The sequence below is a fragment of the Paenibacillus prosopidis genome (assembly GCF_003337375.1).
GTDB classification, from domain to species: domain Bacteria; phylum Bacillota; class Bacilli; order Paenibacillales; family Paenibacillaceae; genus Pristimantibacillus; species Pristimantibacillus prosopidis.
Genome location: NZ_QPJD01000005.1, coordinates 1 through 18,854, shown reverse-complemented (window position 1 = coordinate 18,854; position 18,854 = coordinate 1). Strand labels below are relative to the sequence as shown.

At 45.8% G+C, this 18,854-nt stretch carries 21 protein-coding genes and 1 riboswitch; of the genes, 13 read left to right on the top strand and 8 right to left on the bottom strand.

Annotated elements, in window-relative coordinates:
* Nucleotides 1-225 precede the first annotated feature (225 nt).
* The gene (locus DFP97_RS08650) at nt 226-513 is read left to right on the top strand and encodes a 4a-hydroxytetrahydrobiopterin dehydratase (protein ID WP_114379607.1); all 288 of its coding nucleotides are present in this window, start codon (nt 226-228) and stop codon (nt 511-513) included.
* A gap of 225 nt (nt 514-738) precedes the next feature.
* Here DFP97_RS08650 and DFP97_RS31120 read toward each other — a convergent pair whose 3' ends face one another.
* The 5 genes from DFP97_RS31120 to DFP97_RS08630 all read right to left on the bottom strand — a co-directional run bounded on the left by DFP97_RS31120 (nt 739) and on the right by DFP97_RS08630 (nt 4,891).
* Nucleotides 739-867 carry a DUF6254 family protein gene (locus DFP97_RS31120; RefSeq protein ID WP_220271137.1) on the bottom strand — a complete coding sequence of 43 codons (129 nt, stop codon included), beginning with the start codon at nt 865-867 and terminating at the stop codon, nt 739-741.
* Nucleotides 868-954: 87 nt separating this feature from the next.
* The gene (locus DFP97_RS08645; RefSeq protein WP_114379606.1) at nt 955-1,809 is read right to left on the bottom strand and encodes an SDR family oxidoreductase; all 855 of its coding nucleotides are present in this window, start codon (nt 1,807-1,809) and stop codon (nt 955-957) included.
* Nucleotides 1,806-2,897, bottom strand: coding sequence for a mannonate dehydratase (gene uxuA, locus DFP97_RS08640; RefSeq protein ID WP_114379605.1), 1,092 nt, complete (start codon nt 2,895-2,897; stop codon nt 1,806-1,808). The genes DFP97_RS08645 and uxuA overlap by 4 nt, the downstream gene beginning before the upstream one ends.
* 17 nt (nt 2,898-2,914) lie before the next feature.
* Complete coding sequence (locus DFP97_RS08635; protein WP_114379604.1) at nt 2,915-3,592, bottom strand: GntR family transcriptional regulator; 678 nt, start codon at nt 3,590-3,592, stop codon at nt 2,915-2,917.
* Nucleotides 3,593-4,009: 417 nt separating this feature from the next.
* Nucleotides 4,010-4,891 carry an alpha/beta fold hydrolase gene (locus DFP97_RS08630; protein ID WP_114379603.1) on the bottom strand — a complete coding sequence of 294 codons (882 nt, stop codon included), beginning with the start codon at nt 4,889-4,891 and terminating at the stop codon, nt 4,010-4,012.
* Between the two features lie 183 nt (nt 4,892-5,074).
* Between DFP97_RS08630 and DFP97_RS08625 the strand changes: the two genes are divergently transcribed.
* The 6 genes from DFP97_RS08625 to DFP97_RS08600 all read left to right on the top strand — a co-directional run bounded on the left by DFP97_RS08625 (nt 5,075) and on the right by DFP97_RS08600 (nt 8,300).
* Nucleotides 5,075-5,236 carry a DUF1328 domain-containing protein gene (locus tag DFP97_RS08625; protein ID WP_114379602.1) on the top strand — a complete coding sequence of 54 codons (162 nt, stop codon included), beginning with the start codon at nt 5,075-5,077 and terminating at the stop codon, nt 5,234-5,236.
* A 42-nt stretch (nt 5,237-5,278) separates the two neighbouring features.
* Entirely contained in the window at nt 5,279-5,677 is a 399-nt protein-coding gene (locus tag DFP97_RS08620; RefSeq protein ID WP_114379601.1) for a YflT domain-containing protein, read from the top strand.
* 38 nt (nt 5,678-5,715) lie between these two features.
* Nucleotides 5,716-6,852, top strand: coding sequence for a PP2C family protein-serine/threonine phosphatase (locus DFP97_RS08615; protein WP_114379600.1), 1,137 nt, complete (start codon nt 5,716-5,718; stop codon nt 6,850-6,852).
* Between the two features lie 105 nt (nt 6,853-6,957).
* Nucleotides 6,958-7,461 carry a hypothetical protein gene (locus DFP97_RS08610; protein ID WP_114379599.1) on the top strand — a complete coding sequence of 168 codons (504 nt, stop codon included), beginning with the start codon at nt 6,958-6,960 and terminating at the stop codon, nt 7,459-7,461.
* Between the two features lie 84 nt (nt 7,462-7,545).
* The gene (locus DFP97_RS08605; protein WP_114379598.1) at nt 7,546-7,878 is read left to right on the top strand and encodes an STAS domain-containing protein; all 333 of its coding nucleotides are present in this window, start codon (nt 7,546-7,548) and stop codon (nt 7,876-7,878) included.
* Entirely contained in the window at nt 7,875-8,300 is a 426-nt protein-coding gene (locus DFP97_RS08600) for an ATP-binding protein (protein ID WP_114379597.1), read from the top strand. Before DFP97_RS08605 ends, DFP97_RS08600 begins: the two co-directional genes overlap by 4 nt.
* A 56-nt stretch (nt 8,301-8,356) precedes the next feature.
* Here DFP97_RS08600 and DFP97_RS08595 read toward each other — a convergent pair whose 3' ends face one another.
* The gene (locus DFP97_RS08595) at nt 8,357-9,151 is read right to left on the bottom strand and encodes a CheR family methyltransferase (RefSeq protein ID WP_245976069.1); all 795 of its coding nucleotides are present in this window, start codon (nt 9,149-9,151) and stop codon (nt 8,357-8,359) included.
* Nucleotides 9,152-9,219: 68 nt separating this feature from the next.
* Complete coding sequence (locus tag DFP97_RS08590; protein WP_245976018.1) at nt 9,220-11,940, bottom strand: response regulator; 2,721 nt, start codon at nt 11,938-11,940, stop codon at nt 9,220-9,222.
* 111 nt (nt 11,941-12,051) lie between these two features.
* Between DFP97_RS08590 and DFP97_RS08585 the strand changes: the two genes are divergently transcribed.
* Genes DFP97_RS08585 through DFP97_RS08570 form a run of 4 tightly spaced genes read left to right on the top strand, consistent with a single transcriptional unit; the run spans nt 12,052 to nt 14,701 of the window.
* Nucleotides 12,052-12,480, top strand: a complete 429-nt coding sequence (locus tag DFP97_RS08585; RefSeq protein ID WP_181873417.1) for a DUF948 domain-containing protein — start codon at nt 12,052-12,054, stop codon at nt 12,478-12,480.
* A gap of 41 nt (nt 12,481-12,521) precedes the next feature.
* Entirely contained in the window at nt 12,522-12,962 is a 441-nt protein-coding gene (rsbW, locus tag DFP97_RS08580; RefSeq protein WP_114379593.1) for an anti-sigma B factor RsbW, read from the top strand.
* Nucleotides 12,959-13,738 (top strand): sigma-70 family RNA polymerase sigma factor, encoded by a 780-nt coding sequence (locus DFP97_RS08575; protein WP_114379592.1) that lies wholly within the window; start codon nt 12,959-12,961, stop codon nt 13,736-13,738. Before rsbW ends, DFP97_RS08575 begins: the two co-directional genes overlap by 4 nt.
* Before the next feature lie 42 nt (nt 13,739-13,780).
* Complete coding sequence (locus DFP97_RS08570; protein WP_114379591.1) at nt 13,781-14,701, top strand: aldo/keto reductase; 921 nt, start codon at nt 13,781-13,783, stop codon at nt 14,699-14,701.
* Between the two features lie 199 nt (nt 14,702-14,900).
* On the opposite strand, the gene DFP97_RS08565 is transcribed toward DFP97_RS08570, so the two are convergent.
* On the bottom strand, nt 14,901-15,221 hold the full coding sequence (locus DFP97_RS08565) for a YtxH domain-containing protein (protein ID WP_114379590.1): 321 nt from the start codon (nt 15,219-15,221) through the stop codon (nt 14,901-14,903).
* Nucleotides 15,222-15,564: 343 nt separating this feature from the next.
* A riboswitch (cyclic di-GMP riboswitch) is annotated at nt 15,565-15,650 on the top strand.
* Between the two features lie 72 nt (nt 15,651-15,722).
* Here DFP97_RS08565 and DFP97_RS08560 point away from each other — a divergent pair.
* Both DFP97_RS08560 and DFP97_RS08555 read left to right on the top strand, forming a co-directional pair.
* Nucleotides 15,723-16,910, top strand: coding sequence for an ATP-grasp domain-containing protein (locus DFP97_RS08560; protein WP_114379908.1), 1,188 nt, complete (start codon nt 15,723-15,725; stop codon nt 16,908-16,910).
* Between the two features lie 125 nt (nt 16,911-17,035).
* A complete protein-coding gene (locus DFP97_RS08555; RefSeq protein WP_114379589.1) occupies nt 17,036-18,751 on the top strand; it encodes a methyl-accepting chemotaxis protein in 1,716 nt (571 codons plus the stop codon).
* Nucleotides 18,752-18,854 lie beyond the last annotated feature (103 nt).

Here is an 18,854-nt window from a genome sequence, read left to right as displayed (position 1 = left end):
TCAATGGACATTCTACATTGGATATTTCCATTATAGAGCAACCGCAAAGGCCTAAATGCCAAAAGTTACTGTATTTTTCCATTATAGCTGTGTCCGCATTCAGCTAAGCCCCGCATTTAGGGGATATTAGGCTTGAAGGTCAATCTGTTCGCTCGAATAGGATTGTGAGATAATGATTAGAAATATAGATTGGTATATAAGAAGTGATTGAAGGAGTGATTGATGATGAAGCTGACAGAGGAGCAAATTGAGGAAAGACTGGCCGCGAGTGACGGATGGAAGCGGGAGGACGGCAAATGGATCGTCAAAAAATATCGGTTTCGCACGTTTTTAGACGGCATTGAATTTGTGAATCGGGTTGCGCAAGCTTCGGAGAAACTCAATCACCATCCCTTTATTTCTATAGACTATAAAATGGTTACGCTGCGTATGACGACTTGGCATGATGGCGGACTTACGGAGCTGGATTTTAAAGCCGCTGCCGAGTTTGACTGCGCTTTTATTATCAAATAGGTGGTGCAACCGTCAGAGTGGTCTGTAATCGCTGTTACGAACGATTAATCGGAAAAAACCTCCACCGCGCAGCTCATGCTTGCGAGGATGGAGGTTTTATTTAAATTCTAAGAATTTATAAGTTTCACACTTATATCTGCTTAGAATTCTCCGCGAAACGAAGCTTCTCCGCCAGAGGACGGCGATGCCGTTTACGCTTGCTTGCTGCTGCAGTTAGCGAACCGTCTACTCCTTGGCTTTGGAGCCATCGGTTTCCTGGCTTAGCTCATCCAATGACTTCACTTTGCCGTGCGGTTGCTGCGTATGCTTACGTTGGTTCCAAGCATTTTCTCGGCGGTTTTTGGACGTTGTCATAGCTGTTCACCCCTCCCTTCCTCCTGTAGGGTGGCATTTTGCCGCCCGTCTCATACGGAGGGGAGATGTAGTATCGCCGCTATAGCTTTAAACCCCCGAGTAGGCCAAAAATCCGCCGTCGACGGGAATCGTCGTGCCGGTAACGAAGCCTGAGGTCGTCTCATCTGCAAGCCACAGCAAGGCGCCAAGCAAGTCTTCGGGTTTGCCGAACCGCCGCATCGGTGTGTGGGAAATGATTTTTCCCGAACGCTCGGTCAGCGTGCCGTCCTCGTTCACGAGCAGCTTCCGGTTTTGCTCCGTCAGGAAGAAGCCTGGCGCAATGGCGTTAACCCGGATTCCTGATTCCGCGAGATGGACGGCCAGCCATTGCGTGAAGTTGTTGATCGCAGCTTTGGCCGCGCTGTAAGCCGGAACCTTGGTCATCGGCGACGGGGCGCTCATCGACGAAATGTTGATGATGACCGCTCCTTTCCGGTTAATCATTTGCTCAGCAAATATTTGCGTCGGGATAAGAGTGCCGACAAAGTTGAGGTCCATGACGCTGCGGAACCCGTCCACGCTTAAATTAAACAACGTAGTCATATTTTCCGCGTTCAAATGCTCAGGCTTAAAGGTCTCATTCGTCGTGTTTGCGCTTGGATGGTTTCCGCCGGCACCGTTGATTAAAATGTCGCATGGTCCAAGCTGCTCGAGCACGGAAAGTCCAGCCTCCCGCGTGCTATCCAAGCTGGTTACGTCGCATGCGACGGCGATAGCGGTTGCGCCTGTTTCCCGAATTTCCCTGGCAACAATTTCACCCTTCTCGGCGGTCCGGTTCAATATGGCAATACGGGCACCCTGACGGGCCAGCTCCAGCGCCATTACCCGGCAAAGCACGCCTGAGCCTCCGGTGACGACGACAACCTTGCCTTGAAGCGAATCATGTTTTGGAAGCTGCATCATACGTTAGCCTCCTTTTTTCCACGAGAAGCTTCAGTATCCCGATGCGCGTCCCACAGCCCCCACAAGTACATAATGCCAAGCGCGCGGTCGTATAGACCGTAGCCCGGTCTGCATTGCTCATCCCAAATATGGCGGCCGTGGTCAGGCCTTGCGTAGCCAGTGAAGCCTATCTCATGATAAGCACGTACAATACCGGCTATATCAACCGATCCATCCTGCGTCCGGTGCGATGTTTCGATAAAGTCACCGTTATCGAACACCCGCACGTTACGGATATGAGCGAACGGAATACGATCGGCAAACTCGTGAATCATGGCAATAATATCGTTGCCCGGATTAGCGCCAAGCGATCCGCTGCATAACGTTATGCCGTTATAAGGGCTGTCATAAAGCTTAAGAAATTTTCTGAAGTTTTCTTGCCCCGTCATGATGCGCGGCAGGCCGAATACCGGCCATGGTGGATCATCCGGGTGAATAGCCATTCGAATGCCGTTCTTGGCAGCGACCGGAATAATTTCTTGCAGAAAATACCGCAGGTTTTCCCATAAATGATCTTCCGTCACGCCTTGGTAAGCTTCAAACAGCTTCGTTAAATGCTGCAGCCGTTCCGGCTCCCAGCCGGGCATCGTCAGCGCGGAGTTAGCGTTTATTTCTTCGACCAGTTGAAAAGGATCGGCGTCAGCAATTCGGCTGTTTTCATAAAATAAAGCCGTCGCTCCGTCACCCATCTCCTTGTGCAGATCGGTACGCAGCCAATCAAAGATCGGCATAAAGTTGTAGCAGATGACTTTGACACCGGCTTTGCCAAGCTTTTCTATCGTTTTCTTATAATTGTCAATATATACATCACGCGAAGGCAAACCGAGCTTAATGTCCTCATGTACGTTAACGCTTTCAACAACGTCGATATGTAAGCCGGCCTGTTCCGCTTGCGCCTTAACCTCCAGGATTCGTTCCATCGGCCATTCCTCGCCGGCAGCAACGTCATGAAGCGACCAAACAATGCCTTCTACCCCTGGAATCTGCTTCATATAGCCGAGGGGAACGGTATCATTCCCTTCGCCAAACCATCTGAACGTCATTCTCATACTTGCCAATCCTCCTATTATTTATAATAGCTCGGGTACTTTTCCTTCAATACGGCTTGATCCGTAATGTTAAGGCTCAGGTGCTCCTTCATCAGCTGCTCGGCCAAATCAGCTTCTCCTGACTTAATGGCTTCGGCCATTCTGCGATGCTGCTCAAATAGGTTCTGCCAATTATGATCATCGGCCAGTCTGAGCATGCGGCTGCGATTCAAATGGACATTCATTTGCTGGATGACGGACCAAGTGTTCATTTTGCGGCAGCCTTCGAAAATAATTCCATGAAACGCTTCATCCAGTTCAAACATATGCTTATCATCCTGTTTCATCATGGAGGCTTCCTGCTGCAGCAGATTCAGCTCAAGGGAAGCCAGAGCTTCTTCCGGAAACTGTTCGCAAGCTAGCCGAATGACCGATTTTTCAAGCTGCTCACGCATGAAACGGCCTTCCTCGACGAGCTCGGTGTCAATCAACGAAACAAATGTGCCTCGCTGCGGCAATACTTGCACAAGCCCTTCCTGAGCTAACCGGAGGAAGCTTTCTCTAACAGGCGTTCGGCTTACCTGGAACAATAGGGACGTCTCATTCTCGGAGAGAGGCGTTCCGGGCGGAAGCTCAAGCTTCAGTATTTGATCTCTCAGTTGTAAATAGACCGCATCCCTAGTGGAAACAGGCTGCGGACGCAGGGTGATTTTCATTTGCGCACCTCTTCTCATCTCTAACTACCATACTACCATACAAGTGTGAAAATGTGAATCTGGAAGACCAAAAAGGCTGCCCCAAAAGTAGATAATCTACTTCTGAGGCAGCCCTTCAACAACTATTTACTTCGATGATTTTCGCTTATTCGACATAGCTCCAAGTTGTTTCATTACCGTTAACAGGACAATTTGGGAACTTCTCTCCCTCTTGAAGCTGATTTTTCTGGCCTGATTCAGAAATGTAATTCCCTGAACGCTCGACAGTTTCTCCGGTCCGATAAGAAGTATTCGTTCTACTCATAGTAACTAGCACCTCATTTCATAGTTTAGCGGATAAGCATTGATAGGGTTGTCATCCGCTTAGTCTTATATAACCCATTAACTGCAAAGTGAAACAGCTTACTTGAAAGTTTGCTATTTTTCCAAGGGCACATCCATACTCCCATCCAGTCTCGTTCTCTCCCGCTCATAAAGGGTCTGCAAATAGGTGGCCATGACTCTCGCTAACTGGTCCGAAACTTCAACGAGACTCATATGCGCGACACCTTCAAAGGTAGTCTCAAGTATATGGGGGAATTTGTAGGTGGTCTCGGGAGCATTTAGGATCGTTACGGAAAAAGCAAGATCCGGTGTAATCTCAGCATCTTCGGCTCCAGCGACGAGCAATACGGGAAATTTGGCTTCGGTCAGCACATGGCTCCGGTCAGGCCGCTGCAGCATTCCTTCAAGAGTACGGATGGCAGCATCCGGATTCATCTGCTGTCCGATTTGAATCATTTGCACGACTTCTTCCAGCATTTCACTGCGCTTCTCCTCGGTAAACAGGTTGGGTATACTGCCGCAAACAAAGGGCGTAATCCCTTTTTCACGGATGGCTGCCATATCCTTGATCCGCTTTTCTTTCATTGAAGCTGTGTCAGGAAGCACAGTTGAATGGATAAGCGCGAAGCCTGTGAGCTTGTCCGGGTATTGTTCAGCAAATGCAGCCGTTACATATCCGCCTAGAGAATGTCCGAACAGGACCACTTTTTCTATTCGAAGAGCTTCCAGCAACTGTGCAATGTCGTCGGCCATCCTTTCCATCGTATAAGTGCCTTCTGGAACCGAGGATTCGCCGTGACCGCGCAGATCGGGAATAATGACGCGATATTGCCCGCCCAGCATAGGACAAAGTTTATGCCAATAAAGGGATGAGCCGCAGAAACCGTGGAGCAATACGATTACGTTGCTATTGCTGCTGCCACACTCTTCATAGACCAAATCGATGCCATTGACGTGAATACGCTGCTTTTTCATCGATCATCACCAGCCTTTTCTATTAACTATTTATTTAGTGTAGTTTCTTAAACGTAACGGAAGCTTCTGAAACACTATTCCGGATTTCATAATCGTTTATTTAATCATTGTTTCATTTCAGACCGGACTGGTTAATTACATAGCAAGTCAGCAAATACATTTTCAGAAGGAAGGGTGATTCCGATGTTGGGATGGGCATTATTATTTTTTATATTCGCGATTGTCGCAGGGATTTTCGGATTTTTGGGAATTGCTTCCGCTTTAGCAGGAATTGCAAAGATTCTATTCGTCATTTTCGTCGTACTATTCATTGCATCTCTTATTCTGGGAAGAAGACGTGTTTAAGCTAAGTATCTAAAATACTCAATTTAATAGGAGGAGTTAACAATGAACAATCTAACAGAAACGAAGGTACGCACGGTCAATAACGCTGTGGAGGTTCAGGAGCAGGTATACCGGTTTCAGGCGGAAGGCTATACGAGGGATCATATTTATGTATTAACGCATGACAAGGGCAGAACGAAACGCATTGCGGAGAAGACGGATGCAGAAAAAATAGGCATAGCCGAGGAAGGTTTAGGAACCGCTATCGCTAATATTTTTCGCTCCAATGGCGATGAGCTGCGTGCCAAAATGAGATCACTCGGTATTTCCGAGCAGGACGCAGAACGTCTGGAGCAGGAGATGGACCATGACAAGATATTGGTCATAGCGTGGGGAGGAAAGGAATACACAGGCGAAGAATTTGATCCATACGTCTACTATTATCCTCATTACTTCGTGTAAGCTATATAGGAAGCGGATACCACTTAAGGGGTTTTTAGATGAGTATAATTATTGTAGATGATAATGCTACGAACCAGCTTATCGTTATGGCGATACTAAATAAAGCAGGCTATGAGGATTTAAGGATGGTTTCCTCCGCAAAGGAGCTTTACAGCCTGCTTGGAATCGGTTCGCCAGAGGTTAATGAGTCATCCGTAGACTTGATTCTAATGGATATGATGATGCCGGAGATTGATGGCTTACAGGCGTGCAGACGTATCCAAGAGGAAGAACGGTTCAAGGATGTGCCGATTATATTCGTCACGGCAGTAGGGGATTCCAGCAAAATGGCCGAAGCGCTCGATGCCGGCGCAAGCGATTATGTGATGAAGCCCATTAATAAGATGGAGCTGCTTGCCCGTATTCGATCTGCTTTGAGGCTGAAGAAGGAGATCGACTGGCATAAAGAAAGGGACAAGCGAATTAAATATAAGCTTGAGCTTGCCAAACAAGTTCAACGCAGTGTGCTGAGCCTGCCTATTCATGATGAGAATGTGGAAATCAGCGCGGTATATCAGCCATCCTCCGAGCTTGCAGGCGATTTTTATGCGTGGTACCGCATCGACAAAAATCGTTATGGGGCTATATTGCTGGATATCATGGGACACGGTATTTCTTCTTCTCTCGTTTGCATGTATATCTACTCGGTTCTGCAGGATGCCATTACGCGAATTTCTGATCCGGAGCAGGTTATGAACGAGCTTAATCGATATATGAATAAGCTCTATATGAAGGATGAACTGCTTAATTATTATTTTACGGCCATCTATTTAGTACTCGATACGGAACAAAAAACGATTGAATATGTGAATGCCGGACATCCGCCGGGCTTCGTGCTAATGGATGATAAGGTTACTTTGCTCACGCAGGGCAGCTGCGCGATCGGTTTGTTTGAAAACATAGAAATTAGCAAAGGAAAGATTACGTATGAGGACAGCATCAAGATTGTTCTCTATACGGACGGGTTGACCGAAGCGATGGGAGAAGGCGGGGAAGTGACGGTTGACATGCTCGTCGCACATGTAAATAAGCGCAAAGATATGGAGCTGCCGGAGCTTGCTGCATGCTTGATTCCAGAACAGAACCATGGCACAGAGCGGGATGATATTTGTTTAGTCATGCTTACGGCGAAGTAGGGAATCACAAAAAAAATTCGCTTCTCATGTTTCAAAAAGGCAAGAAAGGTGTACATCTAATTATAGGGACTTTTACATGAGGAACTATAATGGGAGGGAAATCATATGAAGAATATGATTCTGATTGGTTACATGTTGGGTGGAATTATCGGATTAACAGGTAATATTAGCGATGACTCCCACCTTACATTAGCTGCTACGGCCCCTTCAACACAAGAAAAACAGATCTATCAGCTTCAAACCGTAAACGGTATTTCTCTGTACGACAATCAGAGCAGCGTCATTGAGAAGAAGGGCGAGCCTGCGTTGATTACGGAGGACCCGTATATCAAAGGTTTTGAAATCTATCACTATCCGGGGATGAACATCATCTTTAGTGACGGAGCGGTTAATTTTGTTGAGGTTTTGGCGGGCGTCGATACGTTCACAATAGATGGCATTCCGATTCCGGCAACGGTGGAGGCTGTGAAAGAGGCATTGGGAGAACCTGATTATGTAGCGGAGGATGGCATTGTATTTCAACGAAATGAAGCTTTGTTGAAGCTGTTTATCGATAGGGATACGCAAAATCTGACCTCTATCCATTATTACCACATTTCAGCCGCGTAGAAGTTCGTACCGGATATTCTGCCTTGTACGAAGAGTAAGATATTTGTTACTATTTACTAAGCAAACGCAAAGCGGGTGAAATGAATGAGAGTGGAGCAATTTCAAATCGTACAGGAAAAGACGAAGGAAGCGTATATTCTTCATTTGAGCGGAGAACTCGATTTATCTGTCGTACCGCAAATGCGGTCGGCTCTGGAACTCGTCATTAACCGGGCCGATAAAACGCTTATACTGAATCTCAAACAATTAAAATATATCGACAGTACCGGAATCGGCATCATTGTTTCCGTGCTGAAGCTGCGCGATGAATTGAAGGCTCCTTTTTTCGTACGCGATATACCGCCAACGATTGGGCGTATGTTTGATCTGACGGGTATTTCCGGATATTTAACAGAAGGGAAAGAGGATCAAGCATGAATGCCATTCGTTTACAAATTCCGGCCCATGCGGACTACATTGATATGGTTAGAATCTGCCTTTATGGAATTGCATCAAAAATGAACTTTGCTTTTGAGGATATTGAAGATATGAAGGTAGCCGTTTCGGAGGCATGCAATAACGCCGTACTCTATGGCTCCCAGGATGCGGAACGGGATGTAATCGACATCTGTTACGAGCCCGAAGATGCAGGCCTTACTATTACCGTAAAAAACAATGGACCTGAATTTGTATATACCGATGCTGCAGGCAAGGCAGCACCGCTGCGGGATGGAGAAGTGGGCGAGCTGCGTGTCGGCGGACTCGGCATCTATTTAATGCAGGCACTGATGGATGCAGTCACCGTCAACACGACGGCCGGCGGCACGGAAGTTATAATGAAGAAGTTTATATCAGCATAAAAAAGGGCTGTCCCCGAAGGTTTAAACCTCGAGGCGGTCCTTTTTTTGGTGTTTAATCAACGGTTTATTTTGCGGAAAATGCGTTCAGTTGGATTAAAATCCTCATATTGAGCCTTGTGAGCGGATATTAATGACTCCATATTTCCTAAGGCGAGAAAGCCTTTGGGAGCTAAGCTGTCAAAAAACAAGTCATGTACCCGGCTCTGTAAGACGGAGTCAAAATAAATAAGCACATTCCGGCACAGAATGACGTGAAATTCATTAAACGAACGATCCGTCGCCAGATTATGCTGAGCGAAAGTAATATTTCCCTTAATAGACGGATGAAATAGAGCATGCTCATCATCCGTCGTGTAATACGATGAGAACTCTTTGGCGCCGCCTGCCTGAAGGTAGTTCTTCGTAAAGGACTGCATCCGTTTGAGCGGGAATTTTCCCTTCTTGGCCGTATTTATAATCTGCTCGTTCATGTCAGTTGCGTAAAGCTTCGTCTTATCCAGCAACCCTTCCTCTTTCAGCAAAATAGCCATGGAGTAAACCTCTTCTCCCGTTGCACATCCTGCATGCCAAATTCGAATTTCCGGATAATTCTTAAGAAAAGGTACGACTTCAAGGCGAAACGTCTGAAAGAAGCTCGGATCACGAAACATTTCGGTAACTTTAATGGAGAAGTCGTTTACTATTTTATCCATATAATCAGGTTCATGAAGCACCTTATTTAATAACGTGGTAATAGTCGGCAGTTTATCCAGGTTCATACGGTAATAAATGCGTCTGCGAAGCGACGAACGCAAGTAATTTCGGAAATCAAAGCCGTATGCGCAGTAAATGCCTTCTAAAAGCAAATTCATTTCAATACGCTCCAGCTCATCCTGCGAATGGGCTTCAAGCTCTGTATCATCCTCACCCCAATGGCTGCTCAATTTCCCACCTGCTTCGTCAACCATACCCGAATAAGAGAAAACAGCTGATCCATATTTAGAGGCTTGCTAATATAGTCCGATGCGCCTGCTTCCAGGCATTTTTCCCGGTCGCTCTTCATTGCTTTGGCCGTAAGCGCAATGACCGGTGTTTCCTTCATGACGGGATCTTGACGAATGATGCGCATCGCTTCATAGCCATCCATAACCGGCATCATAATATCCATAAGCACAAGGTCAAAATCGGACTCTTCCTGCAGGATCTCCAAGCATTGCTTACCGTTGTTTGCGACTTTTACTACAAACGCCTTCTGTTCGAGCGCTTTGACGATCGCGTACACATTGCGGGCATCATCCTCAACGAGAAGTACTTTTTTGCCTGCAAATAAGGAGCACCCCGTACTGCTTGATTCAGCAGGCATGGAAAGCGAAGCAGTCGCGGCTGCTTCCTGATGCGCGGTGGCGAGCAGCTCTTTTCCCCTATTTTGCATACTAGGTATATAAAGGGTGAACGTACTGCCTTCATTAGGCCGGCTCTCTAGAACGATGCATCCGCCTAATAGCCTCGTAAACTCATGGCAAATAGATAGTCCGAGACCAGTACCTCCGTATTGGCGGTTCGTGTTGCCGTCCACCTGCTGAAAGGCTTCAAAGATTAGCTGCTGCTTGTTGGAAGGTATGCCTATTCCCGTATCCGTTACAGAAATAGCTAACACGTCCCCGGTATCATGGGAAGGGAGTAATTCTTTGATTTTATGCGGATCGGCGTTTTGGATCTTCAGCGTGACGGATCCCTTATCCGTAAACTTGAATGCGTTGGACAATAAGTTTTTCAAAATTTGCTGCAGTCTTTGACCGTCCGTATGCAGCAGATCCGGGACGTCAGACTCGACAAAGACATAAAAGGAAAGGCCATTCTTTTCGGCTATCGGGTCAAAGCTTAGCTTCATATGCACAGGAATTTCGGTTACATTGACTTCATCAACCGTTAACGTAATTTTCCCGGCCTCCACCTTGGACAAGTCAAGAATATCGTCTATGAGCGTTAATAAATCATTGCCGGATGTATGAATGACACGAGCGTAGCCTTCTTCCTCCGGGCTCAGCGTTCTATTCTCATTTTCAGACAGCAGCTGCGATAGAATCAAGATACTATTTAACGGGGTACGGAGCTCATGTGACATATTGGCAAGAAAATTAGTTTTGTATTGCGAGCTTTGTTTCAATTCCTCCGAATAGATTTCAAGCTCTTTTTTTGCTTTTTCTAATTCCTTCGTTTTCTGTTCGGCATACAGGTTCTGCTCCTCCAGATGTTCGGTGGTCATGCGCATTTCCTCCTGCTGCATCTGCAGCTCTTCCGACTGGGTTTGCAATTCTTCGGTCTGGGCCTGGAGATCCTCCGCTAATACCTGGTATTCGCTCAGAAGCCTTTCTACTTCCATACGGCCTGCGATATTATTGATGGCAACGCCAAAGTGCCCTTCGATTTGTTCGAGCAGCTTTAGATGCTGCGAAGTAAAGGATTCAAGCGAAGCAAATTCAACTACAGCCTCTACCTTGCCTTCAAATTCGATAGGAACAATTAAGATGCTTTGCGGCGCGGCCTGCGCGAGGCCGGATGTGATCATTACATCATGGCCTGGAAGCTGGTTTAGCAGAAACGTTCGCTTCTCTAGCGCGCATTGACCGATAAGTCCTTCCCCTAATCGAAAACTGGATCTCCCCGCATCATCGCCATAAGAGGCATAGGAAGCAATTTTAACCAGCTGTTCCTTACCGCCTAAACCTTTGCGAATATAAAATAATCCGTGCGTTGCGTTCAGAATGGGAGCGATCTTCATAAGAAAGGACTGGGCTAACGTATTCAAATCGTTAATCCCTTGATTCATGGTCGCCACTTCAGCCAATTTGGTCTGAATCCAGTTTTGCATCTCCAGACTTGTCAGCAGCTTATTTGTAGCTTCCGCTAAATCCTTGATTTCATCTTTGGTTTTCACTTCAATTCTCGTTGTTAAATCCCCGCCGGCAGAAGCGATTTCGGTTATGGTCTTAACCACTTGTTTAATCGTTTTTACGATAGATCCCGAAACGAACGAAACGATCAGAAAAGCGACGGCGGTAACGATAAGAAGCATCACATATAAGCTGACGGTTAACAGCTTATTTCTATTATCCAGCTCAAGGATGTGCATTTTTGTCCATTCCATCTGCTTGTTACTTAACGATTCGAAATGTTCCCTTAACTCATCGATGCTTTTTTTTCCATTATCTTCGGTATAAAACTTGATGATTTCTGGTGTTTTGTTTTGTTTCCTTAATAAAATAGTAGGTTCGCCTGCAGTAGCTATCCAGTTTCGGATCGTCAGCTTTATTTCCTCGAGCTCTTTTTGCGTACTCGGGTTATTGGAAATCAATTGATATAAGCTGTTGTAATTAGCTTCCCACTGCGCTTTTCCATCAATATAAGGCTTTAAGTAGGCTTCGTCTCCCGTCATGATAAAGCCGCGCTGGCTCGACTCCATACTTATGGCATTATATCGGATGGTAGCGATAAGGTTATGAACTTCTATGTCATGGCTTGTAATGGTTTCAATTTCCTCCTGCAAGGATGCGATTCTATCGGTTACGACAACAATGGACACACCCAGGCAGCAAATAATGAGAAAGTAACCAATCGCAATTTTTGAGCGGATATTTAATCTCATTTCTCGTAACATCATAATCTCCTTTTCAGTAGGTATTCTTATTAATAGGTGTTCCTATTATAACACGAACTGTTTCAAAACCTTTTTTACCGGGTAACTAATGAAAAAAAGGAAGTGATGACAGTTATGGATATGTTAATTCAAATCAGTATAGCGGTTATAGCATTTGCCTTTGTGATTCTGCTGTATTCTCTCGTGCAAACCTTGAAGATTCTAAGAGCCGGCTTAGATGAGATGCGGTTAACCATCAGCCAGCTAAGGACTGATGTGACGCAAATTGCCTTTGACGTGAAGGAAGCGGTTCATAATACGAATGCGATGACGCTAGATGTAAGGACAAAGCTGAACTCGCTTGATGTGCTATTTACCTCCGTAAATGATATAGGACACACGATTCATACGTTCACCGGGGCAGCCAAGGAATCAGCTGCAAGCTTAGTATCTTCAATAAAAAGCGGCAGCGGAAAGCCCGCGCGCGATAATGGTATCATTAATACAATCTATGACGGCGTTGTTTCTTCGATAAGAATTTGGAATAAAATCAAAAAAATATAAGCTATAATAGGTTCCATACAAGAAAGGAAAGAAGAGTGAATATGAACCCTTTCATTAATCTAACGATTCCAGCGAAAGCGGAATATGTCGATATTGTCAGACTTGCGTTGTTCGGCATTGCGAATAAAGCAGGCTTTTCTTTTGAAGATATAGAAGATTTGAAAGTAGCCGTTACAGAAGCCTGTACGAATGTGGTGCTTCATGCATACAGCAATCAGCAGCCGGGAATGATAGACATTCGATTTGAGCTGGAGGATCGCGGCATTTGTATTCATATAAAAGATGAAGGCAGCAGCTTCGAGTATGAGCATGCCGTCAATAAGGTTGCTTCTCTTCACGATAAAGCGCTCAGCGAATTAACTCCGGGAGGGCTTGGCATCTTTATGATGCATGCTTTAATGGATAAGGTTGAAGTTCGTACCGATAAAGGTACGGAGGTGATTCTCACCAAGCTAATTGGTAGGAAAGAGGAGATGGCATGAATTCAAGTTCATCCTTCCTAGATCAAAAACAAATGATTGAAAAAATGAAAGTATATCAGGAAACGGATTGCAACGAAGCCGCAACCCTTCTGCTCAATCACTTTGAACCAATCGTGAAAATAGCGGCCGCAAAAATGTCGCGAAGCCGTCCGGACCTGTATGAGGATTTATTTCAGGTCGGTCAATTGTCCATGCTGCGATTGTTTAAGCAGTATGACAGCTCGAGAGAAATTCCTTTCGAGGGTTACGCCATGAAAAGCATCATAGGTCATCTCAAAAACTATCTGAGGGATAAGTCGTGGTATATTCAGGTGCCAAGACGGATCAAAGAGAAGGGCTTGCTCATCCAGCAAGCGATCGATCACTTAACGGTAACTCTCGGACATTCGCCGAAGATCGAAGAGATTGCGGCACATCTCGACCTTTCCATAGAGGAAACGATTGAGGTGCTGTCATGCCGCGAATCCTATCATTACGTTTCCCTGGATACGCCTCTTTCAAGCGAAGGGGAAAGCGCGGCCACCATCGGGGATTTAATAGGTGCGGATACGGACGATTATCAGACGGTTGATGATCGTATGGTCTTGGAGGAAGCGTTAGAGCATTTGAAGGAAGAAGAACGGACGGTACTTATGCTGGTTTATAACAACGGTAAATCCCAGCGTGACATCGCCGAACAATTAGGCGTTTCCCAAATGAGTGTTTCCCGGATTCAGAAGCGGGCTATTGAGAAGCTAAAGTCGATATTGGTAGATCACACCAGTGATCAAGTATAATGGTAATTTCAGGGTATAACCGAATGGAAAGAGGTGTCGATCTTGAAGTACAGAAGACTTGGCAGCACTGAACTGAATGTATCAGTCATTGGTATTGGAACCTGGCAATTTGGCGGAGAATGGGGACGGGAGTACACGCAGGAGGAAGCGGATGCTATTCTCGACAAAGGTCATGAGCTTGGCATTAATTTGATCGATACAGCGGAATGCTATGGTGATCATCTATCTGAAGCTCTCATCGGCAATTACATAAGCCGCCGTAATCGCGGAGATTGGATCCTTGCGACGAAGTTCGGTCATCATTTCCACGAGCGGTTCTCGCGTACCGACGTCTTTAACGCAGAAGGAGTTATTGCCCAACTCGATTTATCGCTTAAAGCGCTGAACACGGACTATATTGATTTGTACCAATTCCATTCCGGACCGGATCAGGCGTTCGATAACGACGACCTCTGGACAACCCTGGACAAGCAGGTTGAAGCAGGTAAAATTCGCTATCTAGGCACTTCAATCGGAAGCAACGACAATCTTCATCAGACGGAAGCGTCTACGAAAGTGAACTCCCGGGTCATTCAAGTTGTTTATAACAGGCTCGACCGCGTACCGGAGGAGCGGGTTTTCCCTTCTTGTCAGCAGCAGGATCTGGGTGTGCTGGCGCGCGTCCCGTTGGCGAGCGGTTATTTGAGCGGAAAGTATAAGCCGGGCGCCGTCTTTGGCAATACCGATGTACGCCATAGGCACGATGCAGAGAGTACGCTGCTCAAGCTGCAGGAAGTAGAGCGGATTCAGCGCGAGGAAGTGCCTCAAGGTGTAGAGATGGCTAGTTGGGCGCTCGCTTGGTGCTTGAAGCATTCTGCGGTAACTGCGGTTATACCGGGATGCAAGGATACTGAGCAGGTTATCGCAAATGCCAAGGCAGCCGAACTCGTTGTCGACCCGCATCCTCAGGATGTTCGGATATAAGAAAATAGTTTAGATATAAGGGGCCATCTCAAAAGGTTTGTATGTACCTTTTGGGATAGCCCCTTTTTACTTTGGAAGAAATCATATTATTGAATGGGATCAGGAATCATGCCACTTTCTATTACCTCGGAATTGGTTTTCATATGCTTCATTTCTTCCCCAAGCTTAATCATATCTTGTTCACTTGGGGCCATGCCCGTCAGGGAGATGTCCTCATGTTGTCCTTTACGTCTTCCTTTGCGGAAGAAAAGGAGTCTATCACATGCTGGTTTGATTGCTTAGCGTGGTCGACCAGTTCAGACGCTTCGTCTTTTATATTTCCTGCAAGATCCTTCGTATGTTGGCCGACTGTCGTAGCAATATCCTTCGTTTTTTGGGTGATGGATTGAATCTTATTCGATAGGTCCTCCCGAAGCTTCGCACCCGATTTTGGAGCCAGCAATAGGGCAGATACTACACCAATGGCTCCTCCTATAAGCGTCCCTAACAAAACTCCATTACCTGCGTTTTCTCTTGGCATTTGATATCTCTCCTTTTAGATTGTAGTTGACCATAATGATCACTTTGTAAAATGTTTCTTAGCAGTATATAAACCTTTTTTGCGCATTTGAAACAATAGAGTTTTACGGATTCAGGCATGCTTTTTGTAAGCGTGTACATTATTCCCATTATTTATTTAAATTCATTTTGTCAAAATCTATAATTATTTCAGTCGATTAGTTCGATAATTATATTAGATATCTGTCGAATACAGTAAAGTTATAATTTGTATATAATTCGTCAGATATAAATTAAACCAGACGAAATGAAGAGGGGAGGACCGTAGAACTCCTGGGTAGCTGGATGGGAAATGCCTACAACAGGTTTGAAAAGAGCAAACTTGCCGAAAGGCTGGGACGCAAAGCCGCGGGTCTACAGTTTCTCAAACGATGACAGCCGGGCTGCCAAATTTAAGACGGTTGGACAGGCTTCTTTCCATGAAGAGGCGACTGGACCATACTGTCAAAAAGAGAGGGATTCAATGATCATAGTTACGAAGCCTTACGTATCCGAAGTTTTGGCTGACACGCTGCGCCGATGCAAAGTGCCGGTTTTAAAAGCGGATCCCGTAAACATACCAATGGAAGAAGTAATGAATCTCGTCTCGGAGCAACAATTTTTTGACCGGTATCGAAGCAGTCATACCCCGCCTTCTTTGTTATGCAATTCAGAAGCATCCTTACAGGTCATCGGCAATAATCTTCAGGACCATCCAACATGGAAGATGGTTAACCTCTTTAAGAACAAAGCTGCTTTCCGGAGTTTTATGCAGGACGAATATCCTCAGTTTTATTTTCAGACCTTGGAGCTGAGCAGCTGGGATTCGATTGATCCGGCTACATTGCCATACCCGATCATCGTCAAGCCGGTTATCGGATATTCCAGTATCGGCGTATATCGGGTGGAGAACGCAGGGAAATGGAACGAAGTAAAACGTAAAGTTCGGCAAGTTCTCGCCGAGGGAGCAGATATGTACTCTGCGGACGTCGTCAATACCAACGAGTTAATTATCGAACAATGGATTGACGGTATGGAATATGCTATTGACGCTTATTTCGATGCCGCTGGTGAGCCTGTCGTTTTAAATGTATTCGCCCGTAAATTTATGGATGACGGCGATACTAGCGACCGTATTTATTACACCGGCAAACATGTTATCCAGGAAATGCTTGGTCCCATTTTCGAATTTTTGTCGAAAATCGGCAAGAAGCTCGACCTTCGTAATTTCCCGCTGCATGCGGAAGTACGGCAGACGAGTGAAGGAAGCATCGTCCCTGTGGAAATCAATCCGTTCCGATTTGCCGGGATCGGAACAACCGAGCTGGGGATTCATGCTTACGGCATCAATTCGTATGAAAGCTTCTTTCAAGAGCGGAAGCCCGATTGGGAGAGTATCCTGAGTAACATGGATGACGCAGTGTACAGCTTTTTTTGTGCGGAGTTCGAGCTGCGCAGCGGGCAAATCATTCGGGGATTTGATCATGAAGGACTGAAGAAACACTTTCAGCAAATTTTGGAGTATCGGATTATGCCCGAAGAATTTAATACGTTTGCGGTAGTTTTTTACCGGAGTGAGACCTCGCTTGAAAACCATAGACTGATACGGATGAATTTGGACTCCTATATTATTGATAAGCAAGTCCAACATGCCGGTTCGATGAGTTCATAATGCTAATGTGAGGAACGCTGTAGAGAAAGAGGAGACTCTTTTTCGCAGTTTCCTTTTATACATATTGCGAAATTTGTAGAATATTGTAGGAATATGATTTTTATTGTAGACAGGAGAGAAATGAAGTGACAACTTTTATATCCAAAGCTATCAAAGCTTTACGGGGCAAAGATTCCATCGTAAAGAAAATTTCTATTGGCGCTATACTACCGCTTGTCTTATTTTCAATCATCTTCAGCACGACGCTCTACTACACATCGATAAGCATTATCAACAAACACCTGATTCCCAGCTTTGAACAAGTGCTGAAAACGAACATCAATACCTTTCAGTCTTCTCTGACTGCCGATTTGATTAATGAGGCCAAAACCAATAAGGAAGCTTATCAGAAGCTGAGGGAGATTATAAATCGCGTAAGCGCACAGGACAACGTAGAACTGGTCTACATCATGAGTAAAGTGAATGGACAAGATGTTATTTTGGCTTTAAGCGGAACCGAGGATTATTTGACTCCCTACCCCTTTACTCCAGAACAGGAAGCCACGATATCCCGCCCTTCTGAAGTTATTTTCAGTGACATCTATGAGGACGATTACGGCGTACATAAATCCGTATTTTTTTCGCTAAAAGGAACGGATTCCGTGCTGGGCATCGATATGAACGCCAAATTCATTTTTGATTTGAAGAAATACGTGATAACGATCAGTTTGTTGCTTTCCATCGTTTTCATTCTAATCGGAACGGCGGTTTCGATCTTGGTATCCCGCAGGATATCGAAGCCTCTCATACGACTGGTCGGACATACCCGGTTGGTGGCGGAAGGGGATCTGAGCAACCAAATCGAGGTTAGGGGCAAGGATGAAATCGGCCAATTAATGTCTAACTTCAATCGCATGACGGTTCAACTGAAAAAAATGATCGAGCAGGTAAAGGACACGTCCGCCTATGTGGAAGTCTCCTCCAATGACGTTTCGAAAAGATCCAACCATTCGACGGAAATGATTTACGAAGCAGCCGCATCCATTCAGGAAATCGCATCCGGCAACGAAACGATGACTCAAGTTATCACAGAGAATTCCAAGGCCATCCAGGAAATGGCCGCAGGTATGCATCATATCAGCGAATCGATTCAGGAGTCGTCGGAAGAATCCTTCGTAACGGCTCAAGAGGCGGGACAAGGAGAACAGATCGTTACAAAAGCTGTCAGCCAAATGGACGCCATTTCGCAATCGGTTGCCCATTCTACATCACTGGTGCGGCAGATGAATGAGCGTTCCCGTGACATTAACGGCGTAGTAGATATGATCAAAGAAATTGCCGGGCAAATTAACTTGCTCTCGCTGAATGCCGCAATTGAGGCGGCCCGCGCGGGAGAACACGGCAAAGGGTTTGCCGTCGTATCCGGTGAAATCCGCAAGCTGGCGGAACAGACGGCTTCCTTCTCCGACCAAATTTATACGACCATTCGTTCGATTCAAGAGGATACCGTGAAGTCGGTTAATGCGATGAACATTGTTACCGAAGAGGTTAAAGCTGGGACGTACTCCGTACACGAAGCAGGAAAAACGTTCCGGGTCATCAAAGATCTGACCGCGAAAGTATCCGACAAGTTCCAGGCCGTATCGTCCGTTACCGAGCAGTTATCCGCTATGGTAGAGGAGATTTCGGCCAATGCAGAGAATATTACGGGGATTACGCGAGTTTCCGAAGCAAACAGCAAGAAAATCGCCGCATCGTCACAGGAACAGCTCGCCACCCTCGAAGAAACCGCCCAATCGGCAGAGCTCCTTCGTGACCGGGCAGCGAATTTGAACGAAATTGTAAATCAGTTTAAGTTGTAATGCCGAAAGGGGCTGTCCCAAAAGTCATAAAGACTTAGGGGCAGCCCCTTCATTGTTTTAAAAGTTGTAAAAAACAAAGAAACCATCCTTTGGTAAAATGGAG